Below are 16,325 nucleotides of genomic sequence, written 5' to 3'. Positions count from 1 at the left end.
GCCCCCAAAATCAAAAACACGACGGCAATCCAGCGTTCTAGCACGCTGGCGCAGAATGACGGCACGGCGCGCACTACGCCTCGTCTTGCCGCAAGACAGCACTTGGCGCGGACTCGCACGACACATCAACAGGCCCTAGGCGAAGGCGGAGGCGGCCTCGGCCAAGACGCACGGCCCGGGCGCGCTCTTGTCGAGTCTTGCCCGGGGCGCGCCATGCCGTGCGCCGACACCGTCGGGCCTGCTTTCGCCCGGGCGAGACGCGCGACGTGCACGATTCGTGCATGGACCCGCGCTAGCCTGCGTACACGACATGGGCGGCCCGACTGCCCCAACGAGGATCGATCGTGATGTCCGACAATCATTCCGGCGACGACCACGCCAGCACGCCACGCTTTCTGGCCAGCGACAATACCTCGGGCATCTGCCCGGAGGCGCTCGATTATCTGCATCGCGCCAACGAAGTCGACGATCTGGCCTACGGCAACGATACCTGGACGGCACGCGCCAGCGATGCCTTTCGTGCGTTGTTCGAGACCGACTGCGAAGTCTTTTTCGTGTTCAACGGCACGGCGGCGAACTCGCTGGTGCTGGCGTCGCTGTGTCAGTCCTATCACAGCGTGATCTGTCATCAGCTGGCCCATATCGAAACCGACGAGTGCGGCGGTCCGGAGTTCTTCTCCAACGGCTCCAAGCTGCTGACCGTGCCCGGTGACGGCGGGCGCATCACGCCCGAGGGCATCGAACGCACCGTCACCAAACGCGGCGATATTCATTACCCGCGACCGCGCGTCGTCTCGCTGACCCAGGCGACCGAGGTCGGTACGGTCTACGATCTGAACGCCCTGCGCGCAATTCGCGATGTGGCCGACCACCACGATCTGCGCGTGCACATGGACGGGGCCCGCTTCGCCAATGCCTGTGCCGGGCTCGACGTATCGCCGGCCGAACTGACCTGGCGCGCCGGCGTCGACGTGCTGTGTTTTTCGGGCACCAAGAACGGGCTCGCGTTCGGTGAGGCCGTGATCTTCTTCGACAAGCGCTTGGCACTGGATTTCGAATATCGTTGTAAACAGGCCGGCCAGCTGGCCTCCAAGATGCGATACCTCTCGGCGCCGTGGCTGGGGTTGCTGGAAAGCGGCGCCTGGCTGTCGAACGCCCGGCACGCCAACGCGATGGCCCAGCGGCTGATCGCCGGGGTTTCCGACATTGCCGGCGTCTCGCCGATGTTCGAGGTCCAGGCCAACAGCGTGTTTCTGGAGATGCCGGCTGCCATGCAGAACGCCCTCCGCTCGCGTGCGTGGACGTTCTATACCTTCATCGGCGAAGGCGGCGTGCGCTTCGTGTGCAGCTGGAACACCTCACCGGCGCTGATCGATGCGCTGATCGCCGATCTGCGCGAGGCCGAGGCTGAAATCGCGGCTTGAAACCGCCGAATCACCGCGCGCACACGATCGGCTTGTCGTTCACTGACGACCTTCGATCGCGGCGAGCAGCACGGCCATGGCCAATACGAGCCGGTTATCCAGATCGGGCGGCTGCGGCGTGGCAACGGCGACATCCAGCTTGTAGATGAAGGGATTGAACCGCTGCTGATAGTGCACCAACCGCCGGCCGTGACGGTCCAGGTCGTAGCGCTGCGGCAACAGGACGTTGAGCCACGACAGGATCTCGGTCATGCCGGCCAGGCGCCGCAACATGGCCTTGGCCTGTGAGTCCTCGACCAGTTCGGCATAAACCTCGCCTTCCGGCGTGAGCATCTGCCAGTGATCGCGCATGAAAGTCGATTTCAGCCCGGATCGCTTCAGGGTGCCGATCCGTCGGCCCTCGGCATCGGCCACGTCGTAGGCGCCGGAGAAGTCGAAAACACTGTGGGTCCGGATCGACAGCAACGGCTCATGATGGCCGGCATCGGCGAACAGACGAATGTCTTCCTTGAGCCGGAAGCGTTTCATCTGTGCAAAACCCAGCGCCTGTCCGGTGTCGTCGTATAACGTGTAGGCGCCGCCGAACAGCCGGAAGAACTTGCTGCGCAGCGTATAGCGGGAATGCGAGTACAACGTGCTCATGGGCGCATGCTCGGCTGGATCGACCGCATGCCGCCTGAATGCCGACGGCCGGGGCGAGCGCATGGCCTGCCCCGACGCAGCCGGGCCGCGGTTCAGCCGCTCAGCAGCGCATCGAGATCGGGCGGCGCGTCCATGACGACATCCACACTTTCGCCGCGCGTCAGTGCCTGCTTGAACACGCTCGCCGCCGCCCGGATCGCCGGCTCGATATCACGGGCCGGCAGTTCGGCACGGGTCGCGACCTGAGCGAAGAACCGTTCCAGCGTGATCTCTTCGGGCGCATCAGCGGCCTGCTGAGCGCCGGCTTCGGCGGCCTGGGCAATGTCCTTGGGGAGCTGCGATGCCAGCTCGAAGGTCTGCTGACGCGGCAGATAGATGCACAGTGTCTCGACCGTCGCCATGGTCGTGCGACGGGCGATGTCGTCGTCGGCCAACTGCGCCCGCTGGGCGACGTCGTCGATGAATGGCTGCGTCTGCATGGAATTCGTCCGATCAATGAAATACCGCGTCATTGTTGCGGTGCGATTCGCAACGAACCATACGGGCGGTCACCAGGGTATCGGCGCGTTCAACGCACGCGGAACACGTCGTAGTGGATCCGGGTATCGTCGCGGAACTGCGGATGATCGGGGATATAGGCCGCAGCATCGGAATGCACCTCGCGTAGCCAGCGCCCGTCATCCTCGAACCGTTCGATGAGTGCAGCGAAATCACCGTCGTAGAGATCACTGCGCTGGGTGAACACGATCGGCCCGTCGGGTCGGACCACTCGGCACAACTCGCCGAGCAGACCGGCGGCGTTGTCGATGTAGGTCAGTGTCGCGACGATCTGAGCGGCGGCGAAACTGTCATCGACGAACGGCAGCGGCTGGTTCAGATCATGCCGGACCAGACTCGTGTAGCACTGCTTGGCACGCGCCTGCGCGAGCATGGCCTGCGACTGATCGAGCCCCGTGATTGCGGCAAATCCGCCGTCGGCCAGCGCCTGACCGGTCAACCCGGTACCGCATCCGGCATCGAGAATGGGCGCATCGAGCGCAAGCCCCGTCTCGGCCATCAGGCGCGCCACCTCGCCCGGCGCATCATAGCCCATGTCCGGCATGTCGATGTCGTATGTCGCCGCCCACTCGTCGTAATAGGCTTCCAGGGCTTCGCGATCGGCGTATGTGATACCGACGAAATCGCGCGTCTTCGGGTCTTCCGGCACCGGCGCCTCTGTATTGTCCTGCCCAGTGGGCAACATGCCTGACTCGACGAATCGATGCCAGACAGGCCGACACACGACCGGTCAACGGGCCATCCGGGCTACCGAGAAACCGCGGTCAGAACGCTTGGGCGCGCGATGATGCGTCGCCGGCCGCCGTCGCAGGCCGTGCGAAATAATAGACATGGGCCCCGGCGGTCACTCGGGTACGCTCGAAGCCGCGCTCGGCCAGCTGCGCGAAAACCCGCTCGATCCCGATTTCACCGGTCTTCTGCGGATGGAATTCCACCAGCAGCTTGTCGACGAACGGCGCGTCGAAATCCTGCAGTAACGCAATCTCGCCGCCTTCGATGTCCATGACGAGATAGCTCGGGCGCAGTGTGGCCAGCATTGTGTCCCAATGCATGCAGGGCACCGCTGTCCGACGGAAATCCGTGCCGAGATCGCTCAGCGAGGAGGACCAGAAATTACGCTTGTGCACATAGAACGGGCAGGTTTCACCGGCCCGTCCATCACGGGTCATCACGCCCTGAAGCAGGCGCGGCGCAACCCGGTTGTCGCGAAAGGTGCGCTCGATGACAGGAATCAGATGCGGATTGGCTTCACAGGTCGTGACCTGTTCGCTGCCGATGCGGCGGGCTGCGAAGGTCGACAGGTAACCCAGCCCGGAGCCCAGTTCGAGCATGCGGTCCGTGGCACCGAGTGTCTTGGCGAGCGCCTGACATTCCTCGGCCTCGTAGCCGCCGTCGTAGAGCCGTCGTACGATCTTGTCCGAAAACGCCTGACGATCGATCGCGATCGACACACCGTTGAGCCGCACCCGGTCCGGCCGGATACGGCGATACCAGTACTTGCGCAGCCGCAGCACACGACGCCGCAGCCACGGCGGCCTGGCGGGCAGCAGTAATGACTCGTCCGTGCCGGCAACGACGCCGGTATCGGACACCGGCGTCTGCCGGCTTGCGGTTCGGCTGGCGTGCACTGCGGTCATGGGTCCCCCGAGCGATCAGTGCCCCCAGTGTAGCGTCTGTGGCGAGGCAATCGGGATCCCGGTCGCCCATCGGTGACGCACGGCAGGCCACGGTCGCGACTCGGCGATCAGCCTGCCGATGCGCTGTTTGACGCGGCGCCCGCGTGCAGTCGGAAGACCAGAATCTGCGTTCGTTCGTGCGGGTTGAAGTTGTTGTCGGCGATCAGCACCAGTGTCCGATCGCCGTCGATACGGGGCCCGAAGGTCATGCCTTCGATGTTGTCCGTCTGAATGCCGGCCCGATCGAGATCCAGTAGCAGATGCTTGGGCATCGGCTGGATCTGGCCGCCCCGGATCGAATCCCGACCCGAGATATCGGTGGCCCCGCGTGTCGTGGTCCGGAACAGGCGAATACGGTTGCCCACGCCGGGAATGAAGGCGCGCTCGAGCGCGATATAGCGGTGCGGCCCCAGGGTCAACATCTCCGAGAGCCCGTTGTTGGCCGCTTTGCCGTCGTCGGGCGAGGGGCCGGGGATCGGCGAGACCTCGTAGACGTATTGATGCACAGGCCGGCCGGTCGCCGCATCGAAGGCCAGGACACGGGCCGGGCTTGCATGGCGCGTGGTCGGCACCGGGCCATCCTGGACGAGTGCATTCTCGACCGCGGTGATCCAGAGATCGCCGGCCGGCTGATAAGTCAGGCTTTCGAAGGCGAGATTGTCACGCACCCCGTGTCCGGCTCGCGGCGCGTAAGCCGGCGGCAATGTGAACCGGCCGACCGGTGCGCCGTCATCGGTCATCACGTTGACCGACGGCGGCCGGCCCTGGGCGGCCGCGCCCTCACTGGTCCAGTAGATCCGGTTTCCTTGCGGGCCGATCCGGATGCTTTCCGGATCGGCGATGCCGCGCGCGAGCGGCTTGCCGGCACGATTGCGGATGACGGTCGTGCCGGTGAAATGCACGTCTTTGATATCGAACCGTCGACGGCCGTCACCAAGATCCAGACGCAGGGTGTAGAAGCGCACCGGCCCGTGTGCGCCGCGGTTATCGCTGATCGCGACATAACGCCCGCTCGCCGGATCGTAATCGATGCCGGACAGACCGCCGATTTCGGTGCCGTCGTAGTCGGTCCCGGTGGCGATATCCGCTTCACCGATCCAGGTCAGCTGCGGTACGGGCTGTGCTGCGGCCAGCCCCGTCGAGCCGAATAACAGCAACAGCAGGCCCATGCCCGAACGTATTGTCATGCGCCGCCCCTGTCGCACGGTTGATCGTGGATGCGACGCATTATCGCGGACGGCGCATGACATCCGGATGAAATCGCCGGTTCCGCGTGAAACACGCGGTCTCGGGCGCCCCGGCGTACGCATCGGCTGTGGTCCGGGCTTCTTGTCTTGAGTCATATCCGGTTTCGTATAACCATGCACGCGCTGTCGACGTATTCGTGCGACACGATATTCCTGCCATCCGCCCGGCGATTGCCATGAGTGACGACGATCTTCTCGAAGCCAGCCCGTGCAAGCTCCGCAACGGCAACTGGGGATGCAAGACCGATGCCCCCGTTCAAGTCGGCGATACGGTGCGCATCGTGACCCGTGCCAACAAGCAATGGCAGGCTCGGATCACGCAGGTCGTCTGGACCGACGACACCGTGTGCATCTGCGAGACCGAAAGCCTGGACAAGCGCGGCGCGCCAAAGGACGCGAACCAGAGTGGCGCGCGTACGACGCGACAACAGTCCAAGGCCAAGACGCCGTCATCGGATGCCACCCAGACCGCACCGGATGACGGCGCACTCGGCACACCAGCCTACACCGCCGACATGCCACCGACCGGCGACAGCGGCCCGAGCGACGAGCTGGACGCCATGGCCGATCGTGTCGCCGCCGAGGATGACGAAACCGACGAATGGCTGGCCGCATTCGACGAGCTCGAACGGGACGGCAACAGCGACCGCTGAACAAGCGCGTGGCGTCTGATCGCGCTCTGGCGCGACAGCACACGCGACCACGGTGCCAGGCCACCGTCGGACCGTTTTCCGGCCCGCGCCCACGATCGTCTGACTGCAGGACGAGGCGCCGCGCCGGTACCGTATCGTCGCGCAACGACGATTTCTTCCAGATGATGCAACGACGAGGGCCGATGTGAGCACCGCCCAGACCCGCTCGACCCGAGCCGACGAACACGGCGCCCGATGAACGGCCACGATATTTCCTTCGTACCGCTGCTGGTGGTGATTGCGCTGAGCTTTGCCGTGCCGGTGGCTCTGTCCCCCATCCGGCGTCTCGGCATTCCGGTCGTGGTCGGCGAAATCGCCGCCGGCATGCTGGTTGGCCACAGCGGGCTGCATCTGGTCGAACAGGACTTCGTGCTGCGGGTGCTGTCGGTCTTCGGCTTCGCCTATCTGATGTTCCTGTCGGGGCTGGAAATCGATTTCTCCGGGCTGACGCCGCGTCGCGGCCTGCGCGCCAGTCATCTCGGTGATCGCCTGCGACGCAATCCGTTCGTGCTCGGCGGGGCAGCGTTCGTGATCACCACGCTGTGTTCGCTGGCCGCCGGGTTCTATCTGACCTATCTCGGCCTGGTGGCCCAGCCCTGGCTCATGGCGCTGATCCTGTCGACGACGTCGCTGGGCGTGGTGGCACCAGTGCTCAAGGAACGCGGTCTGATTGACGCGCCCTTCGGCCAGGCCCTGCTCGTGGCCGCGCTGGTCGCCGATTTCGTGACCATTCTGCTGGTCTCCGGCTATGCCATGCTGCGCGTCGGCGGCGCGGTCGATCTATTGCTGATCATGGTGCTGCTGATCGCCTTCGTCGCGGTCTATCGCACGGCCGGGCGCATGCGCTCCCATCTGCCGGCCCAGCGGCTGATGCTGGCGCTGTCCACGGCCACGTCGCAGATTCGTGTGCGCGGTTCGATGGCGCTGGCACTGGTGTTCATCGCGCTCGCCGAGAGCCTCGGTATCGAGAACATTCTCGGGGCCTTTCTCGCCGGCGTGATCGTCTCCCTGCTGGCCGGCCGGGAAAGCCCGGTCCTGCGTGAAAAGCTCGATGCGATCGGCTACGGCTTCTTCATCCCGATCTTCTTCATCATGGTCGGCGTGAAGTTCAATCTGCCGGCCCTGCTCGGCTCGAACTCGCCTTGGGAGACGGTCGGACTGCTGCTCGCCGCGGCTTTCATCGTGAAACTCGTCGGCGCGCTCGTCTTCAAGCTCGCCTTCGGCTGGCGCGAGACCCTGGCGGCCAGCACGCTGCTCTCGGCGCGCCTGTCGCTGATCATCGCGGTCGCTGCGATCGGCGTGGAGATCGGGGTCATTTCACCGGCGCTGAACGCCGCAATCATTCTGGTCGCGATCATCAGCTGTCTGATTTCGCCGATCGCCTTCAGCCGTCTCGTCCCGCGGCAATATCAGGCCGCGCCGGTCATCCTCGTGGTCGGCGACAGCCCGGACGCAGCCACGCTGGCCCAGCGGCTGACGACCATGGGGCGCGCGGTCGAGACGGCCCACGGCCTGCCGGCCGGCGACGACGGCGCCGCGCCTTCGCGCACTCGTGTAAGCGAACATCTGCGCACGGCCGGCGTGGCCCGTGCCCACACCGTGATCGCCATGGCCGATACCGACGAGGACAATCTGCAGATCTGTCGTGTCGCGCGCGAAGTGCATGCCGTCAAACGGCTGCTCGCCTGGGTGCGCGACCCGACGCTGAACGCGCGCTTCCGCCAGCTCGCGGTTCAGGTTGTCAATCCGGCCTATGCCAAGCTGCTGCTCATGGAAAGCATGGTGCTCGGCGGCGCGCAGATCGATGGCGCCGTACACGAGGACGAAAATCACGAGATTCGTATCGCCAAGCTGCAGAACAGCTGGCTGGCCGAGCTGGAGCTGCGTCATCTGCATCTGCCGGCCGGTGTCCGGGTACTGCGCATCGAGCGCCGTCATGCCGTACTCGAGGCCGAACCGAACACAGTACTGCGCATCAACGACACGCTGACCCTGACCGGCACGCGTGACGAGGTCGACACCGCCGCCAGGCGTCTCGCCCGGCGCTGATCCCACCCGGCGGGCGGCCGGCGTCGTCCGCGCCCGACCGTCACAGTCGACATTCGCGCATCAATCTTGCTTATCTATCGGCATGAACCTGGATGCACCGGTCGAACTGCTCGACAAGATCCTGCCCTCGCCGGCCTGGGACTGGGTGATCATGGCCGCGGTCACACTGACGATCGCCACCACGGTACTGATGATCTATATCGGCGGCGTGGCATTGCTGCGTCGCCTGACCCGTACCCATCCAGTCGCCCACCAGTGCATCAATGACTGCAGCCGGGCAGGCGGCACCGTCATCTTTCTGTTCGTGCTGCAACTGGCCTGGCAGGGCCATACCCAGAACCTGCCCTGGATCGCGGTCATACGTCATGTCACGAGCCTGTGCCTGATCCTGGCCCTGACCTGGGCGGCACTGCGGGCCACACGGGCGATCGGCGACATCATTGTCGGACTGAATCCCGCCGTGGAGGGCAAGCATCATTCGGCGCGCAAGCTCGAGACCCAGGCGCGCTTCATCAGCCGCGGGCTCGCTGTCCTGATCGCGATCATCGGCCTGGCCGCGGCGCTGATGACCTTTCCCTCCATCCAGCAGTTGGGCACCAGCCTGCTCGCCTCGGCCGGCATCGGCGGTCTGATCCTCGGCTTCGCCGCCCGCCCGGTCATCGGCAATCTGCTGGCCGGTCTGCAGATTGCGCTCTCACAGCCGTTCCGGATCGAGGACGTGCTCAAGGTCGAGGGCAACTGGTGCTGGGTCGAGGACATCACCTCGACCTACGTGGTACTACGCGCCTGGGACATGCGACGGCTGATCGTGCCGTTGCAGTGGTTCGTGGAGAATCCCTTCGAGAACTGGACACGACAGACCGCCAATCTGTTCGGTGAGGTCTTCATCTGGGTCGACTACGCGATGCCGGTCGCCCCGCTACGCGCCGAGTTCGACCGGCTGTTGCGCACCGATGCCGACTGGGATCGCCGGATCGGTCATACCCAGGTCGTCGATGCGACCGAGCGCACCAAGAAGATCCGGTTTCTACTCAGCGCCCGGGATTCGATCACGCTCTGGCATTTCCGGTGTCGGGTCCGGGAACACATGCTGGCCTTTGCCACCGAACATTATCCACAGCACCTGCCGCGTCAGCGGGCGGCCTGGGCCGATCGCGAAGAGATCGGCGATCGCCCGCCGCCGGACCCGTCGCCGGGTTCCGAAGACGGCTTCTGACGACGCATTGTCGGCCGGGCCGCCCCGCTCGGCCCTGTCGTTTCATCTGGCCCCGCACGCTAGGGCCTGTTGAGGTTTCGTTCGAGCGCCTTTTCGTCGAGAGACCGCCGTGTGTCCGGCAAGACGCGAGTGGCCGATCGTGGCGTGCCGCGATCCAGACGCGCAACGCCGCCGGGCGCCCATCGTCGAGTTTCATGGGCGGCCCAACCCCAAGGGACAAGCGCCCCAAAATCAAGAACACGACGGCAATACAGCGTTCCAGCAGGCTGGCGCAGAATGACACGCTATGCCTGCTACGCCTCGTCTTGCCGCAGAACAGCGCTTGGCTTCGGACCGGAGCAACCGGCCGAACGGCTCCGACGAAAGCCGTCTTTCGCCGTGAATGTTCGACATACGAGAATGTCTCGAAACCACCGCGTCCAATGGGCGTACGCCCCGGCCTCGCGCGTATGGGCTCACCTGCACCGCCTGCGTATCGGCACGGTTTTGGCGGCCGCGCTCGGGTTGGACATGGACATCTCTTATCTTTCATAACGCATCGGGCCATGCAGCCCGCGCACGAGACAAGGACCGCACATGCACTCATCGGCGATCTACCCCAGCCTGGCAGACCGCCCCGTGTTCATCACCGGCGGTGGCAGCGGTATCGGCGCGAGTCTCGTCACGGCCTTCGCGCGCCAGAACGCAATCGTGCATTTCATCGATATCGACGACACGGCCAGTCGTGCCCTGGTCGACAGACTCACGGCCGAGTCATCGGCCCATCGGGTCAGTTACAGCCACTGCGATATCCGTGATATCACCGCATTGCAGGGCTGTATTCGGGAGTTCGAGGCCGCACACGGCCCCATCCGTGTGTTGATCAACAATGCTGCCAACGATGATCGACACGACTGGCGCGACGTCTCGCCGGACGACTGGGACGAGCGCATGGCCATCAACCTCAGGCCTCAGTTCTTCGCTATCCAGGCCGCCGCGCCCGGCATGGCCTCGGCCGGCGGCGGCTCGATCATCAATTTCGGCTCGATCAGTTGGAAGGTCGGCCTCGGCAACATGCCCGGCTACACGACCGCCAAGGCAGCCGTGCATGGCCTGACACGAAGCATGGCACGCGACCTGGGCGGCGACCATATCCGCGTGAACACGGTCATCCCCGGGGCGGTGCTGACACAACGCCAGCTCGAAAAATGGATTACGCCCGAGGACAAGACGCGACTGGCCGAAATACAGTGCCTGAAACAGCATCTCGCACCGGCAGATGTGGCTCCGACCGTGCTTTTCCTGGCCGCCGACGACAGTGCGATGTGCACCGCCCACGAATACTTCGTCGACGCCGGCTGGGGCTGAGGCGCGCGCCCGGGCTGCCCGGGCGGCGACGACCGATCACTCGTGGTAACCGTAGGCGGCGAGATCCAGGCCGGTCATCTCAGCCAGGCGCCGATTCTCGCTGTCGAAGTGGTCGCGGATAGCCGCGGCCAGCGGTTCGGTCAACTCGATCTCGGAGGCCCGGCCACTCAGACGCGTCGGCACCGTGAGCTGGACCCGACTATGGCGCGATTTGTAAAGCAGCAGCGGGCGCAACCCCCAGCGGTTGGCCGTACGCGAACGCGCATTGACCGGCGCCTGAGACAGGTCGAGGTGGGTATTGTCGACATCGAGCACGCGGCGCATCTCGTCGATGAAGACATCGAACTCGGGCCCGATCAGCTCGATCGGCATCACGCTGACGTTCTCCGCGCCGACCACATCGGCGAAACAATCAAAAAGCCGCCCGTAGTCGATACCGAAGAACTGCCGGCTCAGGTCGTCGTTCGAACGTGACAGCAGAGTCTGCACGCGTCGCTCGAAATCGGCCTGCGAGGCCCGCGGGATCTTGCGCGACTGCTGGACATAGCTGGCCGCGAGCAACGTATCCTGCCGGCGCGTCATCAACATCAGGCGCACGCGGTCGAAGCCGAGGCCACGCGCGCTGTCGTAGAGCCCGCGCAGATTGGCACGCAGCGCACCCGGATCGAAGGCGGCGGGCATGTTGCGCACGCCGTAATGGTTGACACGCGTCACGGCCTCGTCGGAAATCAGCAGCGAGCGCGGTTTCGTCGTCTCGAAATCGGCCAGGCCCATGTACTGACGCAGAAAGGCCTGGCCATGCGCCGCCCAGAACGCCGCATCCTTCTGGAAAGCGTCGGAAAAGCGGCGTACGCCGAAACGATTGCGCGGGAACCGATAGGCCGATTTCTTCGCATTGGCGGCCCCGGGCATGACGTAATGCCCGCCCATCACCTGAGGAAAAACATCCACGTGCAGATAGGAACTGGCTGCCTTCGGCAGCCCGACATGCACGACAAGCGTACGCGGCGTCTCGACCGCTGCCCGCGTGTACGTGGCCGTTGCCGTACCTGATTCGATCGTTGCGCCCCCGAGCGGCGCGCTTCCTGCGATGTCGCTTGACATGTCGATGCCCTCTGACAAGCCATAAATCATTGATCCAGCTCGACCGTATCAGCGGACACATTCAGTTTTCGTCATCGAAGCGTGGACGTTGCTTCACGAGCAGCACACACCGGCAGGACGCGTTCAACGCGCTCGACACCACCGGGCCTTCCGCCACGCGCCACACGCATCGTCGTGACGCCTCGCCTTGCCCCCAGCCCAAAAAGAAAGCCGGCCTCCGTGGCGGAGAGCCGGCTCACCAGGGCCTGACCGACGTGCCCTCGTGACACGTCGGTATCGCCGCTCAGATCAAGTCACGACCACGACTGCGGCGTGCGAACAGGCCGCCGCCGACCAGCAGCAGACCGATCATGAACATCGCCACAGTGCCCGGTTCGGGCACGTCCGAGGCATCGACGCGCGTGGCATCGATGTTCTCGATCGCATAGTCGGAGTCGCTGTAGCAGTTACCGGTCGCGCACTCACCCGGCTCCGCCTCGAAACTCAGCGACGACAGTACGTTATCGCCGAACAGCGCGCCGAGCACGATCTGGGAGACGACATCGCTGCTGGCCTCGGTCGCACTGTTGACCAGATCATTGCGCTCCGTGCCATCGACGAACAGCGAGACATCCGAATCGCCATCGCTGCTGTAGATATTGGTCAGGCGCGCGACACTCGTGCCGCCGTTGGCAAACGTTGCCGTGAACCGCGCGATTTCCTGCGTGTCGCCGTATTCCGGGCCATCGAACAGGAACGCCAGTGACGTCCCGTTGAGGAGAAAATTCGCGCCGTAGGCGGTAATCGACTCGCCGATGCCGAGTTCGTCGCCGCCGGGGCCACCGCGCACACCGGCCCCTGTCACATTACCGATCGTGCGCGTGGTCAGTTCACTGCCCGCATTCGCGCTGAAACTCAGGCCGCCACCGGAACCGCTGGCGATATCGGTATAGGAAATCGGCGTTGCGAAGGCGCTCGCGCTGAAAAGCGACATCGCACCGCCGATCGCCGCTGCCATCAATTGAGTCTTCATGTCGTCCCGCCTCGTTTAGTTCAAGAACCTCGTCCCGAAGCGCTCGACGCAGGATGCGTGCCAAAACATAAACCAATGTTTTAATTGGATATTTTTTAGATCCGGCCGCAACTTGTAAGAAAAATCGACATGGATTCCGGGATGAACGGCCGCCATATCGGCAGCATCACATACCGCGCCAAGCCTGATTGCACAAGGCGAACTCGTTGTCAGGCGACGGGCCCGCCTCCATCGACGGTTGGTGATGACACGTGTCAGCAATGCCGACATGCCCTGGATATGACGCCCCGGTGTGCGAGCGTTCCCAGGGTCTGTTGATGCTTCGTTCGAGCGCCTTTTCGTCGAAAGGCCGCAGCATGTCCGGCAAGGCGCGAGTTGCCGATCGTGGCGTGCCACGATCAAGGCTCGCAACGCCGCCGGGCGGGATTTGTGGCCCAACCCAAAGGGACAAGCGCTCCAAAATCAAAAACACGACGGCAATCCAGTGTTCCAGCACGCTGGCGCAGAATGACATGTTATGCGTGCCATGCCTCATCTTGCCGCCCATCGTCAATTTCAGGGCGCACTTGGCGCGGACTCGCACGACACATCAACAGGCCCTAGCGGCTGAAACGGATGTCATGCCGCGTGACCGAACGCGGCTACAGCGCCCGGGCCGGCATCAAAACAGGCAAGAGGCCGTTCAGTGCCACTGTCGTTCGCGCGAGGCCCCGGCCTCATCCAGGCGCGCGAGATAGGCCTGCCAGTTGCGCTCGTAATCCGCGCCCAGCTCGCGCAGCGTCTCCCAGGAAAAGATACCCGTGTTGTGTCCATCATCGAAGAACAGCTGGATGGCATAGTTGCCGACGGGCTCGATCTTCTCGACGCCGATATCCTTCTTGCCGGTGACGAGCTTCATCGGCCCGCCATGGCCGCGCACTTCCGCCGAGGGCGAATAGACGCGCAGATATTCCAGGGGCAAGTTGTACATCGCGCCGTCGGAATAGACGACTTCGAGCACGCCGGATTTCTGGTGCAGCGTGATGTCGGTGGGAACGTCAGTCATGGGCCGCTCGGGCGGATTCGCCGGACATGAAAAAGCCGGAGCAGGATGCCCTGCTCCGGCGGTCTCGGGCAACGCATGCCCGAAAGCCTGTCAACTTCAGGCACACCGCGTCTGCGTTACAGAATGTAGCGCGATAGATCCTCGTCCGCGGCCAGATCCTTGAGCTTGCCGTCGACATAGGCGGCATCGACGGTCAGCGTTTCACCAGACTTGTCCGGCCCTTCGAAGGAAATCTCCTCCATCAGACGCTCCATGATCGTATGCAGCCGCCGCGCGCCGATGTTCTCGGTGCCTTCGTTGACGTTGAACGCCATTTCGGCGATGCGGTGCACGCCGTCGTCGGTGAAGTCGATCTTCACACCCTCGACGTTCATCAACTCGACGTACTGCTCGGTCAGCGAGCAGTGCGGCTCGGTGAGGATCCGGACGAAATCCTCGGCCTTGAGCGCGTTGAGTTCCACGCGAATCGGCAGACGGCCCTGCAGCTCGGGGATCAGATCCGACGGCTTGGAGACATGGAACGCCCCCGAGGCGATGAACAGGATGTGATCAGTGCGGACCATCCCGTACTTGGTCGAAATCGTCGAGCCCTCGACCAGCGGCAAGAGATCGCGCTGCACGCCTTCACGAGAGACATCGCCACCTGAGCCGTTGCCGGCCTCCGAGCTCTTGCAGACCTTGTCGATCTCGTCGAGGAAGACGATACCGTTGTTCTCGACCTCGTGGATCGCCTGGCTCTTGATCTGTTCCTCGTCGACCAGCTTGGCGGCTTCCTCGTCGACCAGCTGCCGGTAGGCGTCCTTGATCTTGACCTTGGAGCGCTTGGTCTTGTTGCCGCCGCCCATGTTCTGGAACATGGACTGGAGCTGGTTGGTCATCTCCTCCATGCCGGGCGGTGCCATGATCTCCACGCTCTGGTTCTGCGCCAGCTCCAGCTCGACTTCCTTGTCATCGAGCTTGCCCTCGCGCAGACGCTTGCGGAACACCTCCCGCGTGGCGGTGGATTCCGTAGCCTTGGACGAATCGTCCCAGTCGTCGTGCTTCGGCTTGGGCAACAGACTGTCGAGAATCCGTTCCTCGGCGGCCAGCTCGGCATCGTTCTGGACGCGCTTCTTGGCTTCCTCACGCGTCATCTTCATGCCGACTTCGACCAGATCCTTGATGATCGAGTCGACTTCCTTGCCGACATAGCCCACTTCGGTGAACTTGGTCGCCTCGACCTTGGTGAACGGCGCCTTCGCCAGCTTGGCCAGACGACGCGCGATCTCGGTCTTGCCGACGCCCGTCGGCCCGATCATCAGGATGTTCTTGGGCGTAATCTCGCCGCGGATCGCATCGTCGAGCTGCATCCGCCGCCAGCGGTTGCGCAGGGCGATGGCCACACTGCGCTTGGCCTCGGCCTGGCCGATGATGTGCCGATCCAGCTCGGCGACGATCTCGCGTGGCGTCATCTGTGCGCGCGGCAGCGCGGCCTCAGCGCTCTCGGTGCCCAGGGTTTCGGTGGCAGCTTCACTCATGATCGAGCACCTCCACGGTGATGTAGTGGTTGGTGTAGACGCAGGTATCGGCAGCGATATGGAGTGCTTTCTCCGCGATTTCGGCGGCTTCCATATCGGTGTTTTCGAGCAGCGCGCGGGCGGCGGCCTGGGCGTACGAGCCGCCCGAACCGATCGCCATGCAGCCATATTCCGGCTCCATGACATCGCCGTTGCCGGAGATCATCAGGGTGGCCGTGGAATCGGCAACCAGAAGCAACGCCTCCAGACGTCGCAGTGCCCGGTCGGTCCGCCAGTCCTTGGCCATGTCGACCGCGGATTTGACGAGCTGGCCGTTATGCTGGGACAGCTTGCCTTCGAAACGCTCGAACAGCGTGAAGGCATCCGCCGTACCGCCAGCAAAACCTGCCAACACCTTCTCGTCGTACAGGCGGCGCACCTTGCGTGCATTGCCCTTGAACAGGGTGTTGCCCATCGACACCTGCCCGTCACCGGCGATCGCAACCTGGTTGCCACGCCGCACGGACAGAATTGTCGTGCCGTCGAATTGCTTCACTTGCGTGCTCTCGCGTTCATGTGTTCCACGAGGTTGTGGGGCCGCGCGATGAGCGATTCAAGACAAGCCCTCGGCGACCGCGCAGCCGCGAGCGGCGGCCCCGGCCGCTGACGGGGCTTATCCGGTGGGTGTGCCAGCCGCGATATCGATGCCGACCAGCGCCTTCTCGTCGTTCGTATCGAACAGATAGAGCTTGTCGGCCGCGCAGCCCAGCGTGACGCTCTCACCCATCGCCACCGACTGGTGCGGCTCGATCTGGGC

Annotated in this window: 16 protein-coding genes; 5 read left to right on the top strand and 11 right to left on the bottom strand. The window is 64.1% G+C overall.

Annotation, left to right across the window (positions count from 1 at the left end):
• Positions 1–347: 347 nt before the first annotated feature.
• Positions 348–1,424 (top strand): low specificity L-threonine aldolase, encoded by a 1,077-nt coding sequence (locus tag D3260_RS09800; RefSeq protein WP_120098421.1) that lies wholly within the window; start codon positions 348–350, stop codon positions 1,422–1,424.
• Between the two features lie 39 nt (positions 1,425–1,463).
• On the opposite strand, the gene D3260_RS09795 is transcribed toward D3260_RS09800, so the two are convergent.
• The 5 genes from D3260_RS09795 to D3260_RS09775 form a co-directional block, all read right to left on the bottom strand.
• Positions 1,464–2,066 (bottom strand): hypothetical protein, encoded by a 603-nt coding sequence (locus D3260_RS09795; protein WP_120098420.1) that lies wholly within the window; start codon positions 2,064–2,066, stop codon positions 1,464–1,466.
• A gap of 92 nt (positions 2,067–2,158) precedes the next feature.
• Positions 2,159–2,545: a DUF2267 domain-containing protein gene (locus D3260_RS09790; RefSeq protein WP_158583483.1), complete on the bottom strand. Its 387-nt coding sequence runs from the start codon at positions 2,543–2,545 to the stop codon at positions 2,159–2,161.
• Between the two features lie 89 nt (positions 2,546–2,634).
• On the bottom strand, positions 2,635–3,309 hold the full coding sequence (locus tag D3260_RS09785) for a class I SAM-dependent methyltransferase (protein ID WP_120098418.1): 675 nt from the start codon (positions 3,307–3,309) through the stop codon (positions 2,635–2,637).
• Positions 3,310–3,388: 79 nt separating this feature from the next.
• Complete coding sequence (locus tag D3260_RS09780) at positions 3,389–4,261, bottom strand: FkbM family methyltransferase (protein ID WP_120098417.1); 873 nt, start codon at positions 4,259–4,261, stop codon at positions 3,389–3,391.
• A 107-nt stretch (positions 4,262–4,368) separates the two neighbouring features.
• Complete coding sequence (locus D3260_RS09775; protein ID WP_158583482.1) at positions 4,369–5,487, bottom strand: esterase-like activity of phytase family protein; 1,119 nt, start codon at positions 5,485–5,487, stop codon at positions 4,369–4,371.
• Between the two features lie 236 nt (positions 5,488–5,723).
• Between D3260_RS09775 and D3260_RS09770 the strand changes: the two genes are divergently transcribed.
• The 4 genes from D3260_RS09770 (at position 5,724) to D3260_RS09755 (ending at position 10,851) form a co-directional block, all read left to right on the top strand.
• Positions 5,724–6,200 carry a hypothetical protein gene (locus D3260_RS09770; protein ID WP_147418158.1) on the top strand — a complete coding sequence of 159 codons (477 nt, stop codon included), beginning with the start codon at positions 5,724–5,726 and terminating at the stop codon, positions 6,198–6,200.
• Between the two features lie 234 nt (positions 6,201–6,434).
• Positions 6,435–8,288, top strand: a complete 1,854-nt coding sequence (locus tag D3260_RS09765; RefSeq protein WP_120098414.1) for a monovalent cation:proton antiporter family protein — start codon at positions 6,435–6,437, stop codon at positions 8,286–8,288.
• Positions 8,289–8,370: 82 nt separating this feature from the next.
• A complete protein-coding gene (locus tag D3260_RS09760; RefSeq protein ID WP_233544024.1) occupies positions 8,371–9,504 on the top strand; it encodes a mechanosensitive ion channel family protein in 1,134 nt (377 codons plus the stop codon).
• A gap of 576 nt (positions 9,505–10,080) precedes the next feature.
• Entirely contained in the window at positions 10,081–10,851 is a 771-nt protein-coding gene (locus D3260_RS09755; protein ID WP_120098413.1) for an SDR family NAD(P)-dependent oxidoreductase, read from the top strand.
• A 36-nt stretch (positions 10,852–10,887) separates the two neighbouring features.
• Here D3260_RS09755 and D3260_RS09750 read toward each other — a convergent pair whose 3' ends face one another.
• The 6 genes from D3260_RS09750 to hslV form a co-directional block, all read right to left on the bottom strand.
• Positions 10,888–11,955, bottom strand: a complete 1,068-nt coding sequence (locus D3260_RS09750; protein ID WP_120098412.1) for a hypothetical protein — start codon at positions 11,953–11,955, stop codon at positions 10,888–10,890.
• Positions 11,956–12,238: 283 nt separating this feature from the next.
• Positions 12,239–12,967 carry a PEP-CTERM sorting domain-containing protein gene (locus tag D3260_RS09745; protein WP_120098411.1) on the bottom strand — a complete coding sequence of 243 codons (729 nt, stop codon included), beginning with the start codon at positions 12,965–12,967 and terminating at the stop codon, positions 12,239–12,241.
• 166 nt (positions 12,968–13,133) lie between these two features.
• Positions 13,134–13,514 carry a hypothetical protein gene (locus D3260_RS09740; protein ID WP_120098410.1) on the bottom strand — a complete coding sequence of 127 codons (381 nt, stop codon included), beginning with the start codon at positions 13,512–13,514 and terminating at the stop codon, positions 13,134–13,136.
• Between the two features lie 135 nt (positions 13,515–13,649).
• Positions 13,650–14,012 carry a gamma-butyrobetaine hydroxylase-like domain-containing protein gene (locus D3260_RS09735; protein WP_120098409.1) on the bottom strand — a complete coding sequence of 121 codons (363 nt, stop codon included), beginning with the start codon at positions 14,010–14,012 and terminating at the stop codon, positions 13,650–13,652.
• A gap of 116 nt (positions 14,013–14,128) precedes the next feature.
• Positions 14,129–15,529, bottom strand: coding sequence for an ATP-dependent protease ATPase subunit HslU (gene hslU, locus D3260_RS09730; protein WP_199671447.1), 1,401 nt, complete (start codon positions 15,527–15,529; stop codon positions 14,129–14,131).
• Positions 15,522–16,064 (bottom strand): ATP-dependent protease subunit HslV, encoded by a 543-nt coding sequence (hslV, locus tag D3260_RS09725; protein ID WP_120098408.1) that lies wholly within the window; start codon positions 16,062–16,064, stop codon positions 15,522–15,524. The genes hslU and hslV overlap by 8 nt, the downstream gene beginning before the upstream one ends.
• Between the last annotated feature and the right edge of the window lie 261 nt (positions 16,065–16,325).

The organism is Salinisphaera sp. Q1T1-3 (assembly GCF_003602005.1).
Lineage (GTDB): Bacteria > Pseudomonadota > Gammaproteobacteria > Nevskiales > Salinisphaeraceae > Salinisphaera.
Note: the sequence above shows the minus strand (reverse complement) of the source record. Positions and strands in the feature narration are given on the sequence as shown.